Origin of the sequence: Nonomuraea sp. WAC 01424, from assembly GCF_003947315.1 — a bacterium.
In the GTDB taxonomy this organism is placed as follows: domain Bacteria; phylum Actinomycetota; class Actinomycetes; order Streptosporangiales; family Streptosporangiaceae; genus Nonomuraea; species Nonomuraea spiralis.
In genome coordinates, this window is record NZ_QHHZ01000004.1 from 552,832 (window position 1) to 574,591 (window position 21,760).

At 71.3% G+C, this 21,760-nt stretch carries 27 protein-coding genes; 13 read left to right on the forward strand and 14 right to left on the reverse strand.

Going from position 1 to position 21,760, the window contains the following annotated elements; genetic code table 11:
* The first annotated feature begins 5 nt into the window (after positions 1 to 5).
* Positions 6 to 914 (forward strand): LLM class flavin-dependent oxidoreductase, encoded by a 909-nt coding sequence (locus tag DMB42_RS14730; RefSeq protein ID WP_125634741.1) that lies wholly within the window; start codon positions 6 to 8, stop codon positions 912 to 914.
* A 25-nt stretch (positions 915 to 939) separates the two neighbouring features.
* Here the strand turns inward: DMB42_RS14730 and DMB42_RS14735 are convergent, their stop codons facing one another.
* The 3 genes from DMB42_RS14735 to DMB42_RS14740 all read right to left on the reverse strand — a co-directional run bounded on the left by DMB42_RS14735 (position 940) and on the right by DMB42_RS14740 (position 2,386).
* Positions 940 to 1,278 (reverse strand): carboxymuconolactone decarboxylase family protein, encoded by a 339-nt coding sequence (locus tag DMB42_RS14735; RefSeq protein ID WP_125634743.1) that lies wholly within the window; start codon positions 1,276 to 1,278, stop codon positions 940 to 942.
* On the reverse strand, positions 1,256 to 1,402 hold the full coding sequence (locus DMB42_RS53200; protein ID WP_185844656.1) for a hypothetical protein: 147 nt from the start codon (positions 1,400 to 1,402) through the stop codon (positions 1,256 to 1,258). The genes DMB42_RS14735 and DMB42_RS53200 overlap by 23 nt, the downstream gene beginning before the upstream one ends.
* 174 nt (positions 1,403 to 1,576) lie before the next feature.
* The gene (locus DMB42_RS14740; RefSeq protein ID WP_260477685.1) at positions 1,577 to 2,386 is read right to left on the reverse strand and encodes a GNAT family N-acetyltransferase; all 810 of its coding nucleotides are present in this window, start codon (positions 2,384 to 2,386) and stop codon (positions 1,577 to 1,579) included.
* A gap of 202 nt (positions 2,387 to 2,588) precedes the next feature.
* Between DMB42_RS14740 and DMB42_RS14745 the strand changes: the two genes are divergently transcribed.
* The 3 genes from DMB42_RS14745 to DMB42_RS14755 all read left to right on the forward strand — a co-directional run bounded on the left by DMB42_RS14745 (position 2,589) and on the right by DMB42_RS14755 (position 4,413).
* A complete protein-coding gene (locus tag DMB42_RS14745; protein WP_125634745.1) occupies positions 2,589 to 3,056 on the forward strand; it encodes a hypothetical protein in 468 nt (155 codons plus the stop codon).
* Positions 3,057 to 3,159: 103 nt separating this feature from the next.
* Positions 3,160 to 3,864, forward strand: coding sequence for a hypothetical protein (locus tag DMB42_RS14750; RefSeq protein ID WP_125634747.1), 705 nt, complete (start codon positions 3,160 to 3,162; stop codon positions 3,862 to 3,864).
* 141 nt (positions 3,865 to 4,005) lie between these two features.
* On the forward strand, positions 4,006 to 4,413 hold the full coding sequence (locus DMB42_RS14755; RefSeq protein WP_125634749.1) for a hypothetical protein: 408 nt from the start codon (positions 4,006 to 4,008) through the stop codon (positions 4,411 to 4,413).
* Positions 4,414 to 4,600: 187 nt separating this feature from the next.
* Here the strand turns inward: DMB42_RS14755 and DMB42_RS14760 are convergent, their stop codons facing one another.
* The 5 genes from DMB42_RS14760 to DMB42_RS14780 form a co-directional block, all read right to left on the reverse strand.
* Complete coding sequence (locus DMB42_RS14760) at positions 4,601 to 4,834, reverse strand: hypothetical protein (RefSeq protein WP_125634750.1); 234 nt, start codon at positions 4,832 to 4,834, stop codon at positions 4,601 to 4,603.
* Between the two features lie 255 nt (positions 4,835 to 5,089).
* The gene (locus tag DMB42_RS14765; protein WP_125634752.1) at positions 5,090 to 5,560 is read right to left on the reverse strand and encodes a hypothetical protein; all 471 of its coding nucleotides are present in this window, start codon (positions 5,558 to 5,560) and stop codon (positions 5,090 to 5,092) included.
* A 16-nt stretch (positions 5,561 to 5,576) separates the two neighbouring features.
* On the reverse strand, positions 5,577 to 6,107 hold the full coding sequence (locus DMB42_RS14770; RefSeq protein ID WP_125634754.1) for a hypothetical protein: 531 nt from the start codon (positions 6,105 to 6,107) through the stop codon (positions 5,577 to 5,579).
* Positions 6,108 to 6,499: 392 nt separating this feature from the next.
* Positions 6,500 to 6,832 carry a hypothetical protein gene (locus DMB42_RS14775; protein WP_125634756.1) on the reverse strand — a complete coding sequence of 111 codons (333 nt, stop codon included), beginning with the start codon at positions 6,830 to 6,832 and terminating at the stop codon, positions 6,500 to 6,502.
* 345 nt (positions 6,833 to 7,177) lie between these two features.
* Positions 7,178 to 7,693 (reverse strand): DUF3592 domain-containing protein, encoded by a 516-nt coding sequence (locus tag DMB42_RS14780; protein ID WP_185844657.1) that lies wholly within the window; start codon positions 7,691 to 7,693, stop codon positions 7,178 to 7,180.
* A gap of 126 nt (positions 7,694 to 7,819) precedes the next feature.
* On the opposite strand from DMB42_RS14780, the gene DMB42_RS14785 reads away from it, so the two are divergent.
* Together DMB42_RS14785 and DMB42_RS14790 are read left to right on the forward strand one after the other, a co-directional pair.
* The gene (locus DMB42_RS14785; RefSeq protein WP_125634760.1) at positions 7,820 to 8,254 is read left to right on the forward strand and encodes a MarR family winged helix-turn-helix transcriptional regulator; all 435 of its coding nucleotides are present in this window, start codon (positions 7,820 to 7,822) and stop codon (positions 8,252 to 8,254) included.
* Complete coding sequence (locus DMB42_RS14790; RefSeq protein ID WP_221762145.1) at positions 8,251 to 8,808, forward strand: hypothetical protein; 558 nt, start codon at positions 8,251 to 8,253, stop codon at positions 8,806 to 8,808. The genes DMB42_RS14785 and DMB42_RS14790 overlap by 4 nt, the downstream gene beginning before the upstream one ends.
* Positions 8,809 to 8,840: 32 nt before the next feature.
* Here DMB42_RS14790 and DMB42_RS14795 read toward each other — a convergent pair whose 3' ends face one another.
* Positions 8,841 to 9,434, reverse strand: coding sequence for a hypothetical protein (locus tag DMB42_RS14795; protein WP_221762146.1), 594 nt, complete (start codon positions 9,432 to 9,434; stop codon positions 8,841 to 8,843).
* 141 nt (positions 9,435 to 9,575) lie between these two features.
* On the opposite strand from DMB42_RS14795, the gene DMB42_RS14800 reads away from it, so the two are divergent.
* From DMB42_RS14800 to DMB42_RS14815, 4 genes are read left to right on the forward strand one after another with little or no spacing between them, the layout of a single operon-like run.
* Entirely contained in the window at positions 9,576 to 9,764 is a 189-nt protein-coding gene (locus DMB42_RS14800) for a DUF6229 family protein (RefSeq protein WP_125634764.1), read from the forward strand.
* Positions 9,765 to 9,779: 15 nt separating this feature from the next.
* Positions 9,780 to 12,617, forward strand: coding sequence for a type 2 lanthipeptide synthetase LanM family protein (locus DMB42_RS14805; protein ID WP_125634766.1), 2,838 nt, complete (start codon positions 9,780 to 9,782; stop codon positions 12,615 to 12,617).
* Between the two features lie 5 nt (positions 12,618 to 12,622).
* Positions 12,623 to 14,485 (forward strand): ABC transporter ATP-binding protein, encoded by a 1,863-nt coding sequence (locus DMB42_RS14810; protein ID WP_221762147.1) that lies wholly within the window; start codon positions 12,623 to 12,625, stop codon positions 14,483 to 14,485.
* Positions 14,482 to 15,825, forward strand: coding sequence for an FAD-binding oxidoreductase (locus DMB42_RS14815; protein ID WP_125634770.1), 1,344 nt, complete (start codon positions 14,482 to 14,484; stop codon positions 15,823 to 15,825). Before DMB42_RS14810 ends, DMB42_RS14815 begins: the two co-directional genes overlap by 4 nt.
* An 84-nt stretch (positions 15,826 to 15,909) precedes the next feature.
* On the opposite strand, the gene DMB42_RS14820 is transcribed toward DMB42_RS14815, so the two are convergent.
* Entirely contained in the window at positions 15,910 to 16,272 is a 363-nt protein-coding gene (locus DMB42_RS14820; protein WP_125634772.1) for an RICIN domain-containing protein, read from the reverse strand.
* Between the two features lie 233 nt (positions 16,273 to 16,505).
* On the opposite strand from DMB42_RS14820, the gene DMB42_RS14825 reads away from it, so the two are divergent.
* Complete coding sequence (locus tag DMB42_RS14825; protein ID WP_125634774.1) at positions 16,506 to 16,880, forward strand: hypothetical protein; 375 nt, start codon at positions 16,506 to 16,508, stop codon at positions 16,878 to 16,880.
* 22 nt (positions 16,881 to 16,902) lie between these two features.
* Here the strand turns inward: DMB42_RS14825 and DMB42_RS14830 are convergent, their stop codons facing one another.
* From DMB42_RS14830 to DMB42_RS14850, 4 genes are all read right to left on the reverse strand, one after another.
* A complete protein-coding gene (locus DMB42_RS14830) occupies positions 16,903 to 17,205 on the reverse strand; it encodes a hypothetical protein (RefSeq protein ID WP_125634776.1) in 303 nt (100 codons plus the stop codon).
* 86 nt (positions 17,206 to 17,291) lie between these two features.
* Positions 17,292 to 17,576: a hypothetical protein gene (locus tag DMB42_RS14835; RefSeq protein ID WP_125634779.1), complete on the reverse strand. Its 285-nt coding sequence runs from the start codon at positions 17,574 to 17,576 to the stop codon at positions 17,292 to 17,294.
* A 531-nt stretch (positions 17,577 to 18,107) separates the two neighbouring features.
* Positions 18,108 to 18,323, reverse strand: coding sequence for a hypothetical protein (locus DMB42_RS14845; protein ID WP_125634781.1), 216 nt, complete (start codon positions 18,321 to 18,323; stop codon positions 18,108 to 18,110).
* A gap of 80 nt (positions 18,324 to 18,403) precedes the next feature.
* Positions 18,404 to 19,777: an MFS transporter gene (locus tag DMB42_RS14850; protein WP_312024731.1), complete on the reverse strand. Its 1,374-nt coding sequence runs from the start codon at positions 19,775 to 19,777 to the stop codon at positions 18,404 to 18,406.
* A 61-nt stretch (positions 19,778 to 19,838) separates the two neighbouring features.
* Between DMB42_RS14850 and DMB42_RS14855 the strand changes: the two genes are divergently transcribed.
* On the forward strand, positions 19,839 to 20,573 hold the full coding sequence (locus DMB42_RS14855) for a helix-turn-helix domain-containing protein (protein WP_125634783.1): 735 nt from the start codon (positions 19,839 to 19,841) through the stop codon (positions 20,571 to 20,573).
* 485 nt (positions 20,574 to 21,058) lie between these two features.
* Complete coding sequence (locus DMB42_RS14860; protein WP_125634785.1) at positions 21,059 to 21,589, forward strand: hypothetical protein; 531 nt, start codon at positions 21,059 to 21,061, stop codon at positions 21,587 to 21,589.
* The last annotated feature ends 171 nt before the right edge of the window (positions 21,590 to 21,760 follow it).

The window sequence follows — 21,760 nt, forward strand, 5'->3', positions numbered from 1 at the left end:
GCCGCATGGAGAGCTTTGAGATCGGTGTGATCCTGCCCGGCGTCGGCGAGCAGCGCAAGAGGGACCTCGACCTGCGGGAGGCCGCCAGGCACGCGGAGGACGCCGGGTTGGACGGCGTCTGGCACGGCGATCACCTGGCCATCGGCGGGCCGACCCTGGATGCCTCGATCGCACTGGCCACCGCCGCCGCCGTCACGTCGAGGATCAGGATCGGCGCAAGCGTGTTCGTCCCGGCGATCCGGCCGCTGGCCTGGGCGGCCAAGCAGATCGCGAGCCTGCAGCACGTGTCCGGCGGCAGGCGGGTGCTGGGCGTCGGCTCGGGCGGCGGGCCGGGGCAGTGGGCGGCCGCCGGGGTGGCGTACGGGCGGCGCGGACGCCGTACGGACACCGCGCTCGAACTGCTCCCCGAACTGCTGGCCGGGAAGGAGACCCGGCTGCCGGACGAGCCGGGGCAGCCGTCGGTCACGTTGTCCCCGGCCGCGGCCATGCCGCCTGTGTGGGTCGGCAACGCGTCGGAGGCGGCGGTCCGGCGGGCGGCGCGGCTGGGCGACGGCTGGCTCCCCTCGCTGATCTCCTCGCGGGAGGTCGCCGAGGGAAGGGGACGGCTGGCCGAGCTGGCCGGGCAGGCAGGCCGTCCCGTTCCGGTCGTCGCCATCGGTTGCGCCGCCGCGCTGGGGGCCGGGCCCGACGTCCCGTCCCGGGCGCAGGTGGCGTCCGGGATCAGTGCCGGTTACGGCCGTCCGCTTGAGGACGTCCTGCCGATCCCTCTCACCGGCCACCCCGAGGAGGCCGCCGGACGACTGAACGACTACCGCGAGGCCGGGGCGAGCCACGCGGTCGTCGGGATCTCGGGCGGCGACTGGCGGCGGCAGGTGGACCTCCTGGCGGAGGTGCGAACCCTCCTGCGCGGGTGACGTCCGGACGAACCGCGCCGCGGCGTCATGGGCCGGCTCGACGGGACGACACCGGGGTCCGCCTGGCGGCCAGGAACGCCTCGATCTCGGCCTCGTCCACCCAGCCGCGCCGTACGACCATGGCATGGGTGAGGCGGCGTACCGCCTCCAGCGCCTGGTCGGCCAGCGGCCGGTCCGCGCGCAATGCCTCGACCACCTCGGCCGGCACCCGGGCGCGCAGGGCGAGGGTGGAGTGCGCGGCCACACAGTACTCACAACCATTGGCCACGCCGGCCGTGATCAGCACCACCTGCTTGGCCGCCTCCAGCATCGGCCGGGCCGCCTCGGGCGCGTCACTCTCGTCATGAGTACGGAAACCGCTCATCGGTGTTGGTGACCAGGCAGCCCCCGCGGGCGTGCTCGCCGCCGCACTGGGCCGCCACCAGTCGCTCGAAGAACGCGGTGATGGCCGGCACACCGCGGGTGTCGGCGGCCAGGGCGTCGAACACCGGTCGTGACCGCCGCTCCAGGTAGCGGCCCAGCGCGGTGGCCTGCGGCTGGGCCTTGCCGCCGAAGGTCGCGTACAGGCTGGAACGGCTGAGCCCGGTCGCCTGGACGATCTCGGCGAGTGACGAGGCTCCGGCACAACCTCACCCAGGATCCTGCGCGCGCCGGGGCAGGTGTCAGGGCAAGATGGCGTACTCGGTGAAGTGGCCGCAGGCGGTGAAGCCGAGGCGGCGGTAGACGGGCTCGCCGTCGGCGGAGGCCTGCAGCACTGCGGTCTCGTAGCCCGCGTCGCGGGCGGCGTGCAGGGTGGCCAGGGTGATGGCGCCGCCATAACCGCGGCGACGTGCGGTGGCGAGAGTGGCGATGTTGTAGATCCCGGCGACGCCCGCGTACAGAAAGACCTCGGCCGAGCAGACGGGACGCTCGCCGACATATCCGACCAGATACCGGGCGGGACAGTCGGCGATGAGCGACCAGGGCGCGGTGTCGGCGAAGAACCGGCGCACGGTGGCGGCGGGCGGGTTCCAGTTGGCAGCCAGAACCGTGGCGTAGTCGGCGAGCTGGGTGGGGGTGGTCGCCAGGCGGATGTCCAGGCCGTCGGCGTGCGCTTCAGGGAGGGGCGCGCGCAGGTCCTTCCACATGCCCGTCTCGGTCTCCGACGCTTCGAGCCCCGCGGCCTTGAGGTGCTCGGCAAGGTCGGCCGGGGCCGAGGCCGGGCCCACCCACCAGGAGAACGGGCGGCCGGTGGCGGCCAGGGTGCCGACGGTCTCCGCGATGCGGGCCTGGACGGTGTCCGGGGTGAAGCGGGCCGCCGCGACGATGTTGAAGGTGTCGTCGCCCAGGCCGCTGTCGGCGATCAGCAGGTCGCCGGTCTCGGTGACGGACGCGCCTTCCAGGTTCCGGTGCAGGTGGCAGGCGTGCTCGGCGAGATTCTGCTCCATCGCGAGCATGAGCCCGGACTCATCGATCGACGGATTCGTGTCCACGACGATCATTCCAGCATGCCCGGGGACGTGGAGCGCCGCCGACCGGGCCGAGCCCGCGGTCACTGCCGTCAGTTTGTCTGCGGCGGCGAAACGGGGTTCCGGACAATCTCGCGGACGCCCAGGATGAGAGCCGTCAGCCCATTGACCTGCGAAATCGTCAGGCTTTGCGGCGTGGATGAGCCCCGTGAAAGGAACAACCGACATGATCAAAACGCTTCTTCGGGCCGGAGCGGCGATGCTGGCCTCAGCGGCGTTCGCCGCGATCGCTGTCCCAGCACAAGCGGCCGACGCATCCGCCGTGGAGACGGCAGGGACGTGCGACTACTCCGGCTGCGGAGGGATCGTCTGGAACTTCGGCTCGAGCAAGTACGTCACCGTCGCCAATTGCTGGCAAGCGGGCTCGACCACGTACTACGGAGAAAAGCCGCCATGCGTAACAAACGGCTACCAGTCGAGCATGCGCAACGCCATGTGGTGGCTGGCCAGAGGCGAGGCCACGGATGACCTTCCGTACTACTACGACACCGACGCCTTCAAGGTCGACGCGGGCTGTGTCATGAAGTACATCAAGGACGGTTACAACTACACGCGCGACCGCAGGGGGTTGAGCTCCATGTGGGAGAAGATCAGCGACTCCACCAGCGTCCGGGTGGACAGCTACACCTGCTAGATCAGCCCTGCGGGCGAGCGCGAGTGATGTCTCCTGCGCCGCGCCTCCGTCCCGGAGCCCGGGTCGGCTGGTATTGGGGTGTTTTGTTGCTATGGTCGCGCGCATGCGATCGAGTTGCCTCGCCTGGGACGAGGCGGTTGACCTGTTCGAGCGGCGCGGCCTGCCGAAGGAGACGTACCAGAACCTGTACGAGGAGGAGTACATCCTCGTGCCCGGCCCCGCCGCGGTGACCGGCGAACTCCCGCTCGACGAGCACGGGCGCACGCCGTGGCGGGAGGACACCCCCGAGGCGGCGACCGGCTACATCATTGACGGCGACCTGGTCGTCGACGGGAACGTCACCGACGTGGACGACGGCTCCGCCGCGCTGATCGTCCTGGGGAACCTGCGGACGAGGAGCATCTACCTGGCCGGCGACGCCAAGCTGATCGTGCACGGCCACGTGACGTCCGAGACGTTCGTCGGCGACTGGACCGACAAGCTGGTGATGATCCACGGGGACCTGCGCACCACCGTCTCGATCTTCTGGAGAGAGTTCTGCCCTGACCTGGTCGCCGGTACCCTCCACGGCCGGATCCTCGCGCCGGCCTACCTCGACCTGTCCGACGTCCCTGTCGGCGCTCTGGCCGATCCGTCGCCGCTTGCCCCTCTCGGCGAGCTTCTCGTGCCCGAGCTGCTGATCAGCGGCGCCCCCGGCCCCGACGACCTCGCCGAGATCGGCATCCGCGGCGACGTCCTCCGTGACCGCCTGCTGTCCGGTCTCCCTCTCACGAACGCAGCATCCGCCCCGGACGCCGATCGCGCATGACGGGCGTTTCCGTCACACCGGCGTTGTCCCCCAGACCACCCACGACCACAGGTCCCGGTCAGACATTGTGACGACGTGCCTTCGACATGGGCCGCGGTTCACGCTTTGGGAGCGAAATCCGCGATCTACCGAAGGACGGTTATGTCATTCCAGCTCGGGAAATGTCGGAGATTACAATCGGCGGCGGTCACCCTGACCGCCGCCGACCGGAGCGTCAGCACCGTACGGACCGGTGACGGGTTCGACGTGCTGATCGGCGGCCAGGCGCGCGTCCACCTCGCAAAACCGGAGAAGTCGTACGGCGTCGTGACCGCCGCCGGACCCGGGCACGTCGCCATCATCCCCGACCACGACGGCTCCCGCGGCAGCCGCCTGATGACCTACGACACCCGCACCGGACGGACCCGCACCCTCGCCCGGGGCAAGGTCGCCTCGGCCGCCTTCTCCCCGGGCGGCACCCGGCTCGCCTGCACCGTCGCCCGGCCGGCCGCGACGACCGGCGGTACGCGGCGAGCCTGCTGCGGGTCGCGCTCGCCGACGGCTCGGTGACGCCACTCATCGCGAGCGACCCGGCGCACACGCAGGTCTACGCCGACTTCCGCCTGGTGAACGGCGAGCGCCGGCTCGCAGCAGCAGGTCGCTCGGCTTGCGGCTGGTCAGCAGCGGCCGCAGCAACGCCATGAGCACCTCAGGTGGTGCACCACGACGACGGCGCCGCCCTTGAGCCGGAAGCCGATCACCCAGTGGCCGCTGTGTGTTCCACCCGCCCGACCATAAGACTCTCCAGTTCGCCGGCGCGCATCCCGGTGATGGCCGGCAACGCCACCGCGGCGGCGTCGACCGGATAGATGGTCCATCGCGGGGTCGCCGGTTCCGGGGTCCCGGGGGAGGGTTGCGGGTCGGCGGGGGTGGGACGGGGGCCGGGGTCCGTGGGGTGGGACAGCGGCGGGTCGATGTCGACGTAGGTCATGGTCGAACGCGGGCCCACGTTGGGGGTGCTGGTGCCGCCTCCTCCTCCGCCGCCGGTGCCGCCCGGCGACCCGCCGCCGCCCTGGCCGGTGGAGGCGCCCCGTCGGACGCCTTGAGGTGCAGCCCGAGCTCACCGGCGATCATCAGGGCGTAGTGGCCCGCCAGCGCCTTCTGCCCCTCCTGGTTGGGATGCCCTGTCCGCTGCCTGCTGTTGAACCTGTCACCTCCCGCGGCGAGGGCGCCCGGCAGGGGGCGTTCAGGAGTGGACGGCGCGGATCTCCGTCACGGTGAATGCATCGACGATGTGCCGGTTCTGCACCAGGAACCCCACCACTCCCGCCACCGCCTCCACGCCCAGGGCGGCTCTCACCCGTGCGCTCAGAAGGTAGACCAGGGGCGTCGACGGCTGGGTCAGCGTGAGCCCGCGGTCGTGGCGGTGCACGTCCTGCAACGCCCTGATGGGGATCGGCCGCTCGGTGGTGAACCACGCCGCGACCTCCCATTGCAGATGTGCCGGATCTGCGTCGGCACAGGCGTGGTAACAGGCGACGCAGCCATGGCCGGCATGCCGCCCATGCGGGCAGGTCCATTGGGCGACCTCGGCCGGGCTCTGGTCGTGGTCGCTCAGGACGGCCGCTTCGGTGACGCGCCGGCGCGCCGGCCGTGACCGGTCCGCCGGCGGAGAGGCAAAGTCGCTGCTGATGATCGGATCCCTTCCCGGCTGCATTCCAACACCTCGGAGCCTAGCGGCGGCGGCCTGTGGACTTCCTGGCACAGGCCGTGCAGCGGCGGTTCCACGACGGCGTCGAACCGCCGTCGTCGTCGGTGACGTTCGGGGGCTCTTGCTCGACGATCGCCTTGCTGCCCTTGCCACCGCGTGGGCGCGCCCTGAACCATGCGGAGTTCTCGTTCGAGAAGAAGGAGCCCTTCGCGGCCTTCTTGCCGACCGCGGGGATCTGGCGGGACAGCGGGAGGTAGTACCAGCCGTAACCGGATCTGTCGTTCTCGCAGTGCTTGTCGGCGGCGCGGACCCGGGTCGCCTTGCGGACGCAGACCTCGACGCGGTCCTCTCCTGCGTCTTCCGTGTCGTCTGCCGAGGAGTCGCCGCTCCATGCCTGCGGGGGCTGGACGGTCTGCCCGGGGGGAGGGGATGAGGCGGAGCATCCTGCGGCGAGGAGGAGTGCCGCCAGGGAGACGCAGGAGAGGCGTAGGGCGGTCGGCGACAAGGGACCCACTTTCAGGATTTGTCGGCATATCGCAGTCCTGACGATCAACGGCCCACCTCGGAACCGGAGTTCCCCTATTCAGGTAGGGCGAACTTCCCCTCCGAGAATGGCGAGGCATCCCTCCCGGCTCCACGTGGTGGGGTGATGGGGCGGGGGAGTGCTCCAGGTAGGTGTGGGTCAGTGGGGCGGGGACCCTGGCCCGTTGCGCCGACCAGTTGGTGGTCCTCTTTCCGGTAGTGGGTCGTGGGGGCGCGGTGATGGCGACCCTTCAGCGGAGGTCCTGGAGGAAGGAGTCGACGGGGCTCGTGCCGTCGGCCGCGTACAGGGTCCATGGGCTTTCCGGCGCTGCTCCTGGGCGGCGGTGACGGCGGCCACCCGCAGGGAAGCTCGGTCGTGAAGACCCGCTTGATCGACCGTGGGGCCCTCGGCCGGGCTCCTGCTCATCGGCGGCGGGCGCGATAGGCGGCCATGGCCAGGAGCGCGCCGACCACAGCAGGCGCCGTGTCGGCGTCGAAGCCTCGGTGGTGTGTTCCGAAGTCGAGGGAGATCTGCTCCCCGCGCAGCACGACGCCGTCGCCGTTGGGCAGCGCCACGCCGAGGGCGCCGTCGTCCAGCTCGGTGATCTCCGGGAGTGTGACGTCGGCCGCCGCCAGCAGCGCGCGCAGGTCGGCCAGCCGTTCGTGCATGCCGTCTGCTCGCGCTGCGGCGACGCGTGCGGTGGTGGTCTCGGCCAGTTGAGGGCGGAACGTGTCGCAGGCCGAGCGCTGGGCCACCAGCTCCTGGCCGGCCTGGTCGCGCTCGCCGGTCAGGCGGTTCCGCTCCCGTGCGTGGTCAGCCTGGCGTCGTGCCGGCTCAGCGCGCAGTTCCTCCCGCCGGGCGTCGATGGCCTGGATGTGCGCGGCGCTCCAATCTGCGTCCCGTGGTCTTCATCCTGGCGGTGTGGGTCGCAACAGCATCCCAGGCTGTCCATGTTGCGAGTTATGTGACCGACGTGCAGTCTGTCGGGATCTAGCGTGATCAGCTTGTAAGAGCACCACCTCCGAGCCTTGCACAACACCCCGGCACACGACCCCGGGTGTTCGTTGCGGCGGAGAGCGATGGCGCTGCCGGCGGCCGCGTCAGTCGACATCCAGGCCCGGAGGGCAGTCGACGGGCTCGGAGGTGCCGTCGGCGTGCTCGATCCGGCAGCCGTTCTCCATGCCGCTGGACGGGCTGAAATGTCCGGAGAGGGCGGCGAAGAGGGCCAGGCCGACGACGGCGGCGATGAGCCCGATGACGATGCCGCCGTAACCGCCGCCGACGCCGACGGCGCCGACGGGTGCGGCCTTCGTCGGGTCCTCAGGGGTGTAGAGGACGTCGGTCTCCCTGCCGATGCCCAGCTGCGACTCGGCCCAGGACTCGGTGGTCACCTCCCGCCCTTCCACGGTCGTGAAGGCCAGCACCGGACGCCGGCTCGCCCTCAGATGCTCACCACGTCCGGTGAACGTGGTGGCCACGTCGGTGACCACGCCCGGCACCCGCCGCGCCCCGCGGACGAACCGCCTGCCGTTCACGATCCCCCTGACCGACACCAGCGCGATCACGGCGCCGAACCCCACGAACAGCAAGGGTAGGTACTCGAAGACTTGCTCCACCGCGGCCCCCTTGGAATCGGCAACACTCGGACAACGATCGAACACGATGCATGGTTCGCGGCGCTGCGGGGGAGCGCGGTGCCGGCGTCTTGCGATGAATACCACGATATCGTAATATCCGAAATCGTGAAGTACGAATCCGTACCACTGGACCGGTCGGCGCTGCTGGCCTTGCAGCGCGCCACCCACGCCACCTTGCACCTGATCTCCACTGAACTTGTCGACCTCGACCTGACCGCCTCCGAGATCAACGCACTGGCCAACCTCGCCGACGGTCATGGCCGCACCGTCTCCCAACTGGGGGCCGCGGTCGGGGCCCGCCCCACGACGCTGACCAGCGTGCTGGACCGGCTGGAACGCCGCGGTCACATCACCCGCGGCACGCGCGCAGGCGACCGCCGCTCGGTGCTCATCGAACTGACCGACTCCGGGCGCGCGGCGGCCGCCGTCATCACCCAGACGCTGACCGACGTCGAGAACCGCGCGCTGGAGGGCCTGCCCGCCGGAGCGGTCGCCGGCTTCTACGCCGTTCTGGACGCACTGATCAAGGAAGGGTCATGACCACACACGACCATGGCCAGCACTCCGGCCACGCGGCACACCTCAACGGGCTGCCCAAGACTCTGACCGGCCCACAGGAGCGCCTGCGCCGGCCTCCGCACGACGGCCACGGCGCGAACGGCACGGACGAGGAGTCCTCGCCGTTCGCCGAGTTGATGGGGGAGGTGATGGCGACCGCCGAGCGGTTCGGGCATCGCCAGCACGTCCAGCTGACTTGGCTGGCCGTCCGCGGCTACGGCACCTCAGCGGCGGTCGACCTGGTCAGCGACGGCATCCAGCGCACCGCCCGCTACGCGGGCGCACCGCAGAAGTACAACGCCACCGTCAGTCGGGCCTGGGTCGAGCTGGTGGGCCACCACGCCGGAGAGTCGGACACCGCCGACTTCGACGCGTTCGCCGATCGGAACCCCGCGTTGCTCGACAAGAAGCTGCTAGCCCGCTTCTACCGGTCCTCGACGCTGGCAAGCGACCCGGCCAGGACCGGCTGGGTCGAGCCGGACCTCGCCCCGTTCCGCTGGCAGCTCGGTGCGGGGCCGCCGCCCGTCCGGTACTGAGACGTGCGGTGCCGTACGAACGGCGACAAGGGTCAGGTGGCCAGGCCGTCCTCTCTCAGCCGGATCGCGAGCTCCAGCTTCGTGTACGCCGGGCGCCCAGCCTTCCGGTACTTCTCCTTGACACGTTCCAGGTAGTTCTTGGCGGTTCCGGGCCGCACTCCGGCGCTGCGCGCCGCCGCGGCGAGCGTCATTCCGGAGGCGTAGGCGAGCAGCACCGCGTGCTCCTGAGGGGACAGGACGGGACGGGCGCAATCCCGCCCGGTCGTGTGGTCCGCCGCGGGGCCGGGCGGACAGGCCATCTTCTCCTCGGCCAGCTCCCTGACCTTGGACAGCAGGGTCTCCAGCCTGTGGTTCTTGGTGAGGTATCCGCCGGCTCCCGCCTCGATCATCCGCCTGGCCAGGCTGCCGCCGGGCATCGCGCTGATCACGAGCACCCGCCGCCGCCGCAGGACCAGCGCGCATACGTTCTCGACCGGGTCGGAGCCGTCGGCGAGCCGCGCCTCGAGCAGCACCACGACGGCCGGGGACGGCTCGGTCCTGAGCAGCTCGGCGACGGAGGCGGCCCATCCGGTCAGCCGTACGTCGGGAACGTGCGCAAGCCAGGCGGCCAGCCCGTCGATGAGCATCTGGTCATCATCTACCGCAGAAACGGTGATCACGCCTGTCTATCTCATATCCACTATCTGTCGTCAAGTGCGCAGTTATGAGGCCTATCAGGCGTTGCGTCGACCCCGAATCATGGTGCCAGATTCGAGAAGGGAGCGAACATGACCGTCACCCTCGAGAGGGCCGAGGAGATCATCGCCGCCTGGAGGGCGGGCGACGACCCGGACAGCCCGGCAGGCCCGCTGATGCCCGGCATGTACGTCGAGTCGGAGATCACCATGACGGGGCCGGGCGGCTCCGGCAGATGCGGGACCGCCTGCTCGGGTTCCAGAACCTATCAGTGCTGCTGAGCAGGGGCGGAGCGCATGGCCGGTGAGTTCGACCCTCCGCTGGACCCGCTGATCGGACCCGCACTGACCGACCTCGGGGCCCGGCTGCGCGCACTTACCGGTCTTGCGCCGGCCGAGCGCAGCGCCGTCCTGTCAGGCGCTGCGCTGTCCGTCGAGGAGGAGGTTCGCCGCAAGATCACCAGGGTGCTGGTGCTGGAGGTGAACGCCGCCCGCTTGTCCGGGCGCCTGACCGCCGCCGACCCCGCCGCCCGCTGGCGGGAGTGGCAGCGAAGTGTGGCGCAACCGGCATTCTGGAACGATCTGGCGGTGCTCTACCCCGGCATGATGCCGAGGCTCACGACGATCATCCGCAATCGATGCGCCGCCGCGTTCCGCTTGGCCGAACGCTTCGCCGAGGACCGCGCGATGCTGGTCTCCCTTCGAGGAGCGCCGTCGGGCGAGCTCGACCGCGTCGAGTTCGGCGCCGGCGACAGCCACCGGGGCGGGCAGACGGTCGTCGTGCTGCACGGCGGGGACGGACGGGTGGTCTACAAGCCGCGCTCGCTGGCGGTGGACGCGGCGCTTGCCGACCTGCTCACGCACCTCGGCGTCTCGACCATGCGGGTGCCCGCCGTCGTGACCAGGCAGGGGTACGGCTGGGCCGAGCACGTCGGGCACCGCCACTGCGGCGACGCCGAGGAACTGGGCGCGTTCTACCGCGGCATGGGCCACTGGCTGGCGCTCATGCGCCTGCTCGGCGGCAACGACCTGCACGCCGAGAACCTCATCGCCGCCGGGCCGCACCCCGTGGTCGTCGACTGTGAGAGCCTGTTCGCCCCGCACGCCAAGGCCCGTCCCTCGGGGTACGGCCAGGCCTTCGACATGGCAGTGGAGCTGGTCAACAGCTCGGTGCTGGGCATCGGGCTGCTCCCGGGACGAGGGGTGGCCCTGGGCTGGCGAGGCGTGGACATGTCGGCGGCGGGGGCGGCGGCGGGCCAGCAGCCGCAGATCGAACTGCCGGTGGTCCTCGACGCGGGCACCGACAGCCCCAGGATGGGCACCGAGCGGGTGACGCTGCCGCCGGCGGCCAACCATCCCAGCCCGGAGCCGGTGCTCGGCCGGTACTGGGACCTGATCATCGCCGGCCTCGACGAGCTCGACGACCGCCTGACCGAGCTGGACCGGTCGGGCAAGCTGGAGCCGCTGCTGGCGCCGTTCGCCGACTGTCCCGTCCGCGCGGTGCTGCGCTCCACCGAGTCGTACGCCGAGCTGGCGCGCATGCTGTGGCATCCGGCCGCGCTCCACGACGAGGCCGACGCCCGCGCGAAGGCCGCCCGGCTGCTGGCGAAGATGTCGGAGAACGTCCCCGGGGCTCCCGGCGACGCCGCGATCATCGCCGCGGAGGTGGACGAGCTGTGCCACGGTGACATCCCGATGTTCGACACCACGCCGCGCGTCGGCATGCTCCGCGGCCCCGCCGACACCAGGTGCGGCCCGGAGGACGATCTGGTCGCCGGTGCGGTGGCCCGCTGGCGGGAACGCGACCACGGCCTGGACCGCGCGGTGGCTCAGGCGGCTCTGGTCAGCGCGTACCTCAACGAGGGCTGGATGCCGGACCTCGAACGGCTCCCGCCCGGCCTCGTCCGTACCGAACGACTGGAGCCCAGGCGGCGCGCGGCGGCCGCCGGCATCCTCCGCGAGGTCCTGGACAGCGCCGTGCGCGGTGCGGACGGCACGGTCACGTGGATCACGCCCGTGCTCGACCTCACCGGCTGGGCCGTGCAGCCGCTGTCGCTCGACCTGTACGGCGGAGCCCACGGCCTGGCGATCCTGCTGAGCGCCTACATCCGGGAAGCCGCGGACGGCAGGGCCGAGCCGATCGCGGAACTGGAAGGGCTCCTGGAAGCGGTCCTGCGCACGATCCGCGCCATGGAGGATCGCGACGCCGCCAGGCGGCGGGAAGGGATACGCCTGCGGCCGGAGCCTCCCGGCGCCTACCTCGGGATCGCCTCGCAGGTTTGGAGCTGGCTGCTGCTGCGCTCCCTGGGCGTCGTCGGGGAGGAAGCGCTCCAGCGCGCCCGCGTTCTGGCCGGACTGCTGCCGGACTCGATCGAGGCCGACGACAGCTACGACCTGCTGTCAGGGATGGCGGGGGCGATCGTTCCCCTCCTCCTGCTGAGCCGGGAGACCGGCGAAGCAAGCTGGGCCCGGCTGTCCCGTACGATCGGCAAGCGCCTCGCGGGGCTGGCGGAGCGCCGCCCCGGCGGGGTGTGCTGGCCGAGCCTCCGCTTCCCGCAGGGACTCGGGGGGCTGGCGCACGGCGCGAGCGGCATCGGCTGGGCCCTGGCGCGCCTCGCCGATTCCCCCGGTGACCACGAGGGCATGAGAGAGCTGGCCGAGGCCGCCTTCGCCTACGAGGACACCCTCTACGACGCCGAGCAGCGCGGCTGGCTGGACCTTCGCAACGACGGCTTCGCCGCCAAGGCGTGGTGCCACGGCGCCGGCGGGATCGGGCTCGTCGCCGCCGACCGGCTGGCCCGCGAGGGCGGCACCCTGTGGCGCGACAGGGCCGCGGGCGCCGCCGCCTCCTGCTGGGCCGACGGGATCGGCTGGAACCACACGCTCTGCCACGGCGATCTCGGCTGCTGGGAGACGATCGAGCAGGCCCGTGCCGCCGGCGTCGCACCGGTCGAGCGGGACCGGCTGGACGCCGTCATCCTGGGCAGCCTGGAGACCAACGGCCCGGTCAGCGGCCTGGCCAGGGACGCCTTCGCGCCGGGCCTGCTGCCCGGCCTGGGCGGAGTGTCCTACCAGTTGCTCCGCATGCACCCCGAATGCGCACTGCCGTCCGTGCTGCTGCCGGACCTGGCGTGAGCCCCGTGGACGAGAAGGCGGACGAGGAGCTCGTCACGCCCTACTGGCACCTCGACCAGCCGGACGGATCCCGCCGCACGCCGCGGCAACTGCTGGCGGTCACCGTGCCGGTGCTGCGGCTCATCTGGCGGAGCGGGCGCCGGTCCGCGATCGCCATCCTCGTCCTTCAACTCGCCTCGGGCGCCGCGACGGCCGCCGGGTTGCTGACGAGCGTGGCCGTGCTGGACGACTTGCTCGCGTCAGGCGCCGCGCCCGACCGGCTCGTGGCGGCCGCCCCCGGCCTGGCGTTGGTCGCCGGGATCCTGGCGCTGCGCGCGGCGGCCGAAGCCGCGGTGGAGCTGGCCAGGGCGCGGCTGGAACCGGCGCTGCGCCGGGCCGCCGAGGAACGGCTGTTCGCCGCCGCCCTGGACGTGCAGCTCGCCGACTTCGACGACGCCGACTTCTACGACGGCCTGCACCGGGCCCGCGACCGCGGGTTGTTCCACCTCGACCGCGCGGTCGGCAACACGATCGACCTGCTCGGCGCCGTCTGCGGAGTGACGGCCGCGGTGGCCGGGCTGGCCGTCCTGCACCCCCTGCTGGTGCCGCTGCTCGTGGCCGGCATGATCCCGGAGGCCTGGGCGGTGCTGACGGTCGCGCGGCGCGGGTACGCCGGCATGCGGAGCATGGTCACGCTGAACCGCCGGGTGCAGATGCTCGCCGAGCTGTCCACCGAGCGGGAACCGGCGGCCGAGCTGCGCGCCTGCCAGGCCGAGCCGTACGTGCTGGCCGAGTACCGGCAGGTGGCGGACGTGCTGAAGGAGAGGGAGACCCGGGTCGGGGTGTCCATGGCGCGGGGCAGGACCGCGGGCCGCGCGCTGGCCGGCCTCGCCCTGGCCGGGGTGCTGGCCGTACTCGGTCTGATGTTGCACGCCGGCTGGATCGCGCCGGCCGCGGCGGGCACCGCGGTGATCGCCGTCAGGGTGGCCGCCGCGGCGCTGCGGCAGCTCACCCAGGCCGCCAACCAGCTGTTCGAACAGTCCCTGTACGTGGCCGACTACCAGGACTTCCTCACCGACGCCGACGCCAGGAAACGACCGGCGTCCGGCGCACCGGTCCCGCGTTCCCCAGAGTGCGTCACCCTGCGCGGCGTGGGCTTCGCCTACCCCGGCAGGCGAACTCCCGTGCTGTGCGACATCGACCTGACCATCCGCGCCGGGCAGACGATCGCGCTGGTCGGCGAGAACGGTTCGGGCAAGACCACACTGGCCAGGCTCCTCGCCGGGCTCTACCAGCCGACCAGCGGAACCATGCGATGGGACGGGATCGACACCGCCCTCCTGGACCCGCGTACCCTGGCCGACCAGGTCGTGCTGGTCCCGCAGCACCCGGTCCGCTGGCCGCACGACGCCCGGACCAACGTCCGCATCGGCCGCCACGACCGCCCGGACCCGGAAGACCACGCCCTGCGCGAGGCCGCCTCGCTCGCCGCAGCCGAGGACGTCGTCGCGGGCATGCCCGCGGGATGGCACACCCTGCTGTCCAAACACTTCAAGGGCGGCCACGAGCTGTCGGCGGGCCAGTGGCAACGCCTGGCCGTGGCCCGCGGGTTGTTCCGGGACGGCGCCCTGCTGATCTGGGACGAACCGACCGCACCGCTGGACGCCAAGGCGGAGTACGCCGTCTACGAGACCCTCCGCGCGATCGCTGGAGAACGGACGATCCTGCTCATCACGCACCGGCTGACCAGCGTACGCCATGCCGATCGCATCTACCTGCTGCACCAGGGGCGCGTGGCCGAGGAGGGCGTCCACGAGGAACTGCTGGCGCTGCGGGGACGCTACGCCGAGCTGTACGCGTTGCAGACCGGAAAGCCGGCACGTCGATGACCGGCCCACGCATGATCCGTCCGGGCGAGCCCGGCTACCAGGCCAGGCGCAAGCCCTTCCTCGGCACGCTCACCGAGAAGCTGCCCGCCGCCGTGGCCTGCTGCGCCAGCGAGGCGGACGTGGTCGGCGTCCTTGAGCTCGTCCGCGCCCGCGGCATGCCGTTCGCCCTGCGCGGCGGTGGACACAGCTTCGCCGAGCACTCCTCCACGACCGGCCTGCTCGTCGATCTCAGCGCGGCGAACGAGATCGAGGTCGGCGCCGAGAGCGTGCGGGTGGGCCCCGGCGTGCGGATCGGCGAGCTGGCCCGGCGCCTGGCCGAGCACGGGCGCATGGTGCCCTGCGGCTGGTGCCCGGCGGTCGGCGTCACCGGAGCGGTCCTGGGCGGCGGATACGGAGTGTTCAGCCGCCTGCACGGGCTCGGCGCCGACCACCTGCTCGCGGCGCGGGTGGTCCTGGCCGACGGGTCGCGCGTCGAGGCGGACGACGATCTGCTGTGGGCGCTGCGCGGGGCCGGTGGCGGCAACTTCGGCGTGGTCACCCGGATGACGCTGCGCACCCGCCCCATCGTGCCGGTCACCGCTGTTCAGGCCGTCTGCGACTTCGAGCGGGCCGCCGACCTCATCGACGCCTGGCAGCGCTGGGCGCCCGAAGCGCCGGACGAGGTCAACCTGGAGATCGCCGTCATCTCCGGGGACGAGCCGGACGAGCCACCGCAGGCCGTCCTCTTCGGCGTCGTCGCCGCCCCCGAGGAGCGGGCCGCCGAGGTCGTCGACGCGCTCGCGCCGCCGGGCCGCCTGCGGCTCACCCGGCTGGAGGGCGCGGCGGCCGCCTGCCACCACTCCTACGCCGACGGCGGGCAGGGCCCCGTCACCGAGCTGCCGTATGGCGAGCGGCCCGGGCTGCGCCTGAACAAGTCGGGCTTCTTCGACGGCCTCCTGCCGCGTACGGTCGTCGAGGACCTGCTGGACCGGCTGGCCGCCGCCGGGGTGCGCGGCGAGATCCGGGACCTGGAGTTCGTGCCGTGGGCGGGCGCCATCGGCCGCCCGGCCTCCGACGCGACCGCGTTCGTCCACCGGGGCCCGCGGTTCATGCTCAAGCAGGCCGTCCAGGTCGGTTTCCGCGCCTGCGACGAGCGGCGGCGGGAGGCGCACGCGTGGTTGCGCGAGTCGTGGGAACGGGTGTCGCCCTGGTCGTCCGGCGGGGTCTACCCCAACTACCCGGACGCCGACCTGGAGGACTGGGCCCGGGCCTACTACGGCGACAACCTCCCGCGCCTGCGGGAGATCAAGGCTGCCTACGACCCCACCGGCCTGTTCCGCTCCGCCCAGTCGCTGCGCTGAGAGCCGGGGACGTCGCCACCTCGGGCGCGCGGCGGAATCGGCCCGTGACGGTGTGGCGCCGGCCCCCGTCTCCCGCTCACCGGGTCACCACCGGCCGGTGGTGAGAGGGCGGAGCCGCCAGGTCTGGTGGACGGCGCCCGTCCACTCCTGGGCCTCCGGCCGCGCGCCGCCGCCCGTCGGCCGGAGCCGGAAGAGCCGGTGGTCGCCGCCGTTCAGCCCCCACAGCGTCAGCGGCCGGTTGCTGTCCGCGGAGGTGTACGGCACGTCCACCACCCGGTCGCAGCCGCCCGCCACCAGGAAGGCGCGGGCCGGCGCGGGGACCGGCGCGGCGGCCGGGTGGTAGCCGGCCGGCAGGGCCACGATGTCGGAGACGTAGGGGGTGAAGGTGGGGAAGCGGGCGTTGACGACGGCCTGCACCTTGACCGGCAGCTCGGCCGCGCCGAGCACCGCGCCCCCCAGGGTACGGCTCCAGCCGCCGAATCAGCGCGTACGAGCTGGCGATCTTCTGGGCGGCCATGACCCGGTGCAGGATCCGCCGGCACGGAGGCTTGCGGTCGCTCTGGCGGGCCCGAAGGAGCGCGAGGGCGTTGGGCTCGTTGCTGCGCTCCAGCCACTCGGGATCGACGACCTTGCCGTAGAAGTCCTCGAAGTTGTCGATGGTGGTGTCGAGGTAGAACGTCATGAAGCGCGTCCACCCGGCCGGGCACCAGCGCGGGCCTGCCGTCCTTGTCGAACTGCGGGATGTCGCCGTTGAACCGCTGCAGCTCGCGGCCGGGGGGCGCAGGAGACGTCGAGGCCGAAGGTGCGGGTGGCCTCCTGCGACTTGGAACCCCGCGCTCGTCGCCCGCGTCGTCGAAGTCGCCGGAGCGGGCGGGCTGGTCGACACCGTGCACACGTCCGTCATCACCCTGGGCGTCGTCACCGGCAGCGCCGCCGGAGACGCCACCGCCGCCGCCGCGTGGACCGGCGCCGTTCTCGTCGTCCTCGCCACCTGCGTCCTGAGCGCGCAGACCCTCGTCCACGAACACGCCCACCCCCAGCCGGCGCAGGACTGACCCCGTGTATGGGCTTCCGGTGTCAGGCCGGCGGCTCGTGGGCGCACTGCGACGCGACCACGGTGCCGTTGACATACGCGGCCGACGGGCACAGGAACGTCTTGGGAGGCGAGGGCATCCCGGACCGGAGCGTGACGTAGGCCGGTTCCGTGCCCGACGCCGGTCCCGTGCAGCCGCCGGCGAGGATGTCGATCCCTCCGCGGTAGGGGTTGAGTGACCAGAAGCCCTGGGCGCAGTCATACACACGCTCCTGGGCCGCGGCCGCCGTCGCGGGCAGGAGCGCTGCCGCGACGAGGGCGAGGACGAGCGTTCGGACGGGGCGCATGATGCTTCCCTCCGGAGTCTTCGAGGGTTGGCGGACGAAGCTGCCCGGGCCCACGCCCGAGGATCCGTTGGCGTGCGGCGGGGGCTTCACAGGGGTTCCTTCCTGCAGCCGTCGGCGCCGAGGAAGCCGTTCCAGGAGAAGGCGGTGCCGCAGCGGTGGGTTCCGGCGGCCGAGCCGGACCGTACCGTGATCACGACGTTGGCGTATCCGGTGCCGTCGCACGGGTTGCCGGAGAGGTGGTAGCCGTACTGACCAGGGGTGATGCTGCCGAAGAAGCACTCGTAGGAGCCTTCGGCGTGGGCGGCGGGGGTTGCCAGGAGGGGCGCCGCGAGCACTGCGGCGGCGATGACCGAACGTGTGAGCGGACGCACGATGCTCCCTTCACGGAGACGGTTCCGTTCAAGAAACTAGGCAGCCCGGCCAGGGGTTGCCCAGAGGCATCTGTCACCGGTTTGTGTGCGCTTCTCCCAGATCCGATGACATCCGGGGCTTTCGGGGCGGGAGAGCACCCGCCCTCTTCCGTACCTTCCTGACGTCCTGCTGGACCTGCGCCTGCCGATAATTCCATCCGTGCAGGTCAAGCGGCATGTGAGTATTCGTGGAGGATGCCGCAGGTGGTGTTCGTTCCACAGGAGGCAGCGGTCGAGGAGTTCACGGCGGCAGGACTGCACCCACCGCTCCATGATGGAATTCACGCGCGGCATCCGGATGCCGGTGAGTACGGCCTGGATGCCCGTTCAAGTGGACGGTCTCGATGAAATCGCAGGCGAGCAGAGCGTGGGCTCGGGAGCGCAGGAAGTCGGCCCATGTGGTGGACGCCCGCTGGGGTGCTGGATCAATGCCTTCTTGCTTGAATCTCCCAGACTGTGGACGGCGTGACTTTGATGCCGAGTGTGGCGAGCTCACCATGTACCCGCCGGTAGCCCAAGCGCGGCGAGAAGGGCCCGGTCCTCGGGTGCGAATTTCGCTCCGCTGTCGGCGCCGAGTTGGCGTTGGAGGACGGTGATCTGGTGGCGCAGGGCGCGTATCACCATGTCCTTGTCCCGACCGCTCAGGGGCGGCAACCACAGCGCGGCGAACGTGTTCGGCACGGAGAGGCAGGCCAGGTGAAGGAGCACGACTGATCATCGTGTCGCACGCGTTTCTGTCCCCGGGTGGCCCTGGCGCGTCCTGCGGATTTGGGCGGAGCTGCGACTTCTCAGAGCCGGGGAGCGGCTGTCGGCTTGCTTTGGCCGCCGGCTCCATGTCCAGCCGGCTGCTGCGGGCCGCTGACCCGCGAGGGTAGCAGCACGGCGATGAGTACGGCGCCGAGCGCCACGCAGACCGCGCCCGCCATGAGCCCGCCGGCGTAGCCCATGATGGCCAGCGCGGCCACCCCGATGGCGCCGCCGATCTGCTGGACGGAGGTGAACAGGGCCGAGCCGAGACCGGCGTCCTCCTCGGTGGTGCCGTCGACCGCGGCCACCGCCATGACGGGCAGGCTCAGCCCGTTGCCCACGCTCAGTATGAGCATGCCGGGCAGGACGTGGGCGACGTAGGAGTCGCCCGCCGCCACGCCGGACAGCAGCAGCACGCCGGCGATGTTGACCAGGAACGCCAGCAGGAGCGCCCAGCGTGTCCCGATCCTGAGTGAGATGCGGGAGGACAGCCACATGCCCGCCAGGATGCCGGCGCCGTAGGGCAGGTAGGCGATGCCGGCCAGGAGCGGGCTGTAGCCCAGAACGGTCTGCACCTGGATCATCAGCAGGAACGACATCGCGTACATCGCCATCGAGAACAGCAGGGTCGCGCCGTTGGCCACCGCCCGCGTCCGCGAGGCCAGGAACGATGCGGGCACCAGCGGTGCCGCCGCCCGCGACTCGGCCACCAGGAACGCCGCCGCCAAGGCAGTGGACAGCACGACGGCGCCGATGACGATCGGGTCGCCCCAGCCGGTCTCTCCGGCCCGCAGCAGCCCGTACACCAGCGACACCGCGGCGCCGGTGACCAGGACCGCGCCGGGAACGTCGAGGCGACGCCGGCCGGGCGCGCGGGACTCGGGGACCAGCCGGGGGAGCAGCGCCAGGGCCACGGCGACGATGGGCAGGTTGATCAGGAAGATCCCACGCCAGGACACCAGATCGGTCAGCGCCCCGGACAGCACCAGGCCCGAGGTCCCGCCCAGGGCCGCGATACCGCCCCAGATGCCCAGAGCCTTGGCCCGCTCCTCCGGCCCCGGATACAGCAACGTGATCATCGACATCGCCGCAGGGCTGGCCATCGCAGCACCGCCGCCCTGCACGAACCGCCCGATCACGAGCTGCCACGGTTCCTGCGCGAGCCCGCAGGCCAGGCTGGCCACCCCGAACAGCGCCACCCCGATGAGGAAGGCGCGGCGACGGCCGAGCAGATCAGCCAGCCGGCCGCACAGCAGCAGCAACCCGCCGAAGGCCAGGAAGTAGGCATTGACGACCCAGGGCAAGCCGGACGCGCTGAAGCCCAGCTCATCGCGGATGCTGGGCAGGGCCACGTTCACGACGGTGTCATCGAGCACGAGCATGAACTGAACAAGACACAACACAATCATCGGCATCCGACGACGCTATGATCCGCCGCATTTGGCCACAATCCGCGATGAGGCCAGACTATGTCGCATGGAGGACATGAGCGCGATCACCGTCGGCCACTTCCCGCTCGCCTCGGGGGAGTGGATCCCCCCGCACAGCCACACCCACCACCAGCTCGCCTGGACCCGGCGCGGCGTCCTGAGCGTCGGCGTCGGCGAGGTGTACTGGGTCCTGCCTCCCACCAGGGCGCTGTGGCTGCCCGCGGGTGTCACCCATGCCACCGGTGCGACCCGCGACGCGGTGTTGTGCAGCCTGTACCTGGCGCCGGAGCGCTGCCCGCTGGACTGGCCCGAGCCGACAGCGGTCGGCGTCGACGGCCTGCTCGCCGAGCTGATCGGGTACCTGGCCCGCACCGATCTCCCCGACGACGTGCGGCTGCGCGCCGAGGCGGTGCTGCCCGACCTGCTGCGTCCGCTGCCCACCCGGCCCATCGACGTGCCGCAGCCCACCGACGAGCGCGTCCGGGTGGTGGCGGCCGCCCTGCTGGCGCACCCGGCCGACTCGCGCAGCCTGGAGGCTCACGCCCGCGCGGCCGGCGTCAGCAGGCGGACGTTGACGCGGCTGTTCGCGCGCGACACGGGCATGAGCTTCGACCAATGGCGCACGCAGATACGGCTACGCGCCGCCCTGCCGCTGCTGGCCGAGGGGCAGCCGGTGTCCCGGGTGGCGCACGACGTGGGATACGCCACGGCGAGCGCGTTCCTGGCGGCCTTCCGCCGCACGGTCGGCACCACGCCCCGGCGCTACCTGCTCAGTCGTTGACTTCGATCTCCCTCACGGTAGGCCGGGAGATGCCCCTGGCAACGCCAGGAGTGCCGATGATCTCGCCTCCGGCACAGGCTGAGGACTGCCCTTGAGATGCAGGTCCCGGAAGGCCGTGACGTCGTTGCAGGTGATCTTGATGCCGCCCTCGCCGCCGATTCCGGTCTCGGGCACCCTGAGCTGCGGCTGGATCACCGAGTAGTCGTTTCATGTGGGTGGCGTCGGTCACCTTCATCCAGCGCGTCCAGTCGCTCTTCGCTTGCGGCCGGAACGTGTCCGACGGTCATCGTGGGTTTGACAGTTCCGGCTGGTCAGTGGGTCGATAATTCGTAGGGCACGTTAGGCAAGTGGGCTGATCAGACGGAGTTCCTCGCCGCCCAGTCTGGCGAACTGGGGCGGATCGCTGCATGCCTGTCTGCCAATTGCTGCGGTTTGCGCGCGCTGCTGGGAGGTCTGGACCCGGTGCTCAGCGCAAGTCGGAGAGAATGGCCTTCGTGCTTTCTCCCCGTGCGTCCGTGCTTCGCCGAACGAAGACTCTGGCAGTTCTGGAGTTCGTCAACATTCCGCTGATCGCCGGGGTGCTGACCGGCTTGCTGGGCATGCCCCTGACCGTGGCCAACTCGGCAGGGCTTGTGCTGGTCCTGCTCGTCTTGGCTGAGGGCGGTGTGTACTGGTGGTTGAAGTTCGCCCAACTCTCTTCGCGAGCACCCGTTCCGGCAGGGATGGCGATGTATCGCATGATTTCTCGGATCAATGTCGGCCTGCTGGTGGCGGGGGCTGTCGTGGTGGGTGCCGGCCTGGTCATGGGCGGTTCCGGCGCGCAGGTCTGGCCGGGGGCGGCCCTGGTGGTGTTTGCGCTGCTTGAGCACGTGAACTACTTCCATCTGCAGCTCATGCATGACACTCGCGCCGACCTGGGCCACTTGGTGAGGACTGGCCGCCTGCGCCGTTCGCATCTGGCTCTCGACATGGCCCGCGTTTCCGGGGAGCCAGGGGTTGGGAACCTCCGACGATGAGGGTCACCCCAGCCCTCGGCTGAAGGCTTGAGCGGTGATGCCCTTAGGAGCTGTTTCTTAGATCTGCTGACTGATCGTGTCTAGGCCGTCACGATGGGCCTATGGGTCGAGGTGACTTAACCAACGCGGAGTGGGAGCGGCTCAAGCCGCTGCTGCCCGAAGGTGGCCGGC

What these genes read in the sequence shown, in the direction of transcription:
- DMB42_RS14730 (WP_125634741.1), top strand. Translation starts at nt 6, where the DNA reads ATGGAGAGCTTTGAGATCGGTGTGATCCTGCCCGGCGTCGGCGAGCAG.
- DMB42_RS14735 (WP_125634743.1), bottom strand. Translation starts at nt 1,278, where the DNA reads ATGAGCGGTTTCCGTACTCATGACGAGAGTGACGCGCCCGAGGCGGCC.
- DMB42_RS14745 (WP_125634745.1), top strand. Translation starts at nt 2,589, where the DNA reads ATGATCAAAACGCTTCTTCGGGCCGGAGCGGCGATGCTGGCCTCAGCG.
- DMB42_RS14750 (WP_125634747.1), top strand. Translation starts at nt 3,160, where the DNA reads ATGCGATCGAGTTGCCTCGCCTGGGACGAGGCGGTTGACCTGTTCGAG.
- DMB42_RS14755 (WP_125634749.1), top strand. Translation starts at nt 4,006, where the DNA reads ATGTCATTCCAGCTCGGGAAATGTCGGAGATTACAATCGGCGGCGGTC.
- DMB42_RS14760 (WP_125634750.1), bottom strand. Translation starts at nt 4,834, where the DNA reads ATGACCTACGTCGACATCGACCCGCCGCTGTCCCACCCCACGGACCCC.
- DMB42_RS14765 (WP_125634752.1), bottom strand. Translation starts at nt 5,560, where the DNA reads ATGCAGCCGGGAAGGGATCCGATCATCAGCAGCGACTTTGCCTCTCCG.
- DMB42_RS14790 (WP_221762145.1), top strand. Translation starts at nt 8,251, where the DNA reads ATGACCACACACGACCATGGCCAGCACTCCGGCCACGCGGCACACCTC.
- DMB42_RS14795 (WP_221762146.1), bottom strand. Translation starts at nt 9,434, where the DNA reads ATGCTCATCGACGGGCTGGCCGCCTGGCTTGCGCACGTTCCCGACGTA.
- DMB42_RS14800 (WP_125634764.1), top strand. Translation starts at nt 9,576, where the DNA reads ATGACCGTCACCCTCGAGAGGGCCGAGGAGATCATCGCCGCCTGGAGG.
- DMB42_RS14805 (WP_125634766.1), top strand. Translation starts at nt 9,780, where the DNA reads ATGGCCGGTGAGTTCGACCCTCCGCTGGACCCGCTGATCGGACCCGCA.
- DMB42_RS14815 (WP_125634770.1), top strand. Translation starts at nt 14,482, where the DNA reads ATGACCGGCCCACGCATGATCCGTCCGGGCGAGCCCGGCTACCAGGCC.
- DMB42_RS14825 (WP_125634774.1), top strand. Translation starts at nt 16,506, where the DNA reads ATGAAGCGCGTCCACCCGGCCGGGCACCAGCGCGGGCCTGCCGTCCTT.
- DMB42_RS14830 (WP_125634776.1), bottom strand. Translation starts at nt 17,205, where the DNA reads ATGCGCCCCGTCCGAACGCTCGTCCTCGCCCTCGTCGCGGCAGCGCTC.
- DMB42_RS14850 (WP_312024731.1), bottom strand. Translation starts at nt 19,777, where the DNA reads ATGCCGATGATTGTGTTGTGTCTTGTTCAGTTCATGCTCGTGCTCGAT.
- DMB42_RS14855 (WP_125634783.1), top strand. Translation starts at nt 19,839, where the DNA reads ATGGAGGACATGAGCGCGATCACCGTCGGCCACTTCCCGCTCGCCTCG.
- DMB42_RS14860 (WP_125634785.1), top strand. Translation starts at nt 21,059, where the DNA reads ATGGCCTTCGTGCTTTCTCCCCGTGCGTCCGTGCTTCGCCGAACGAAG.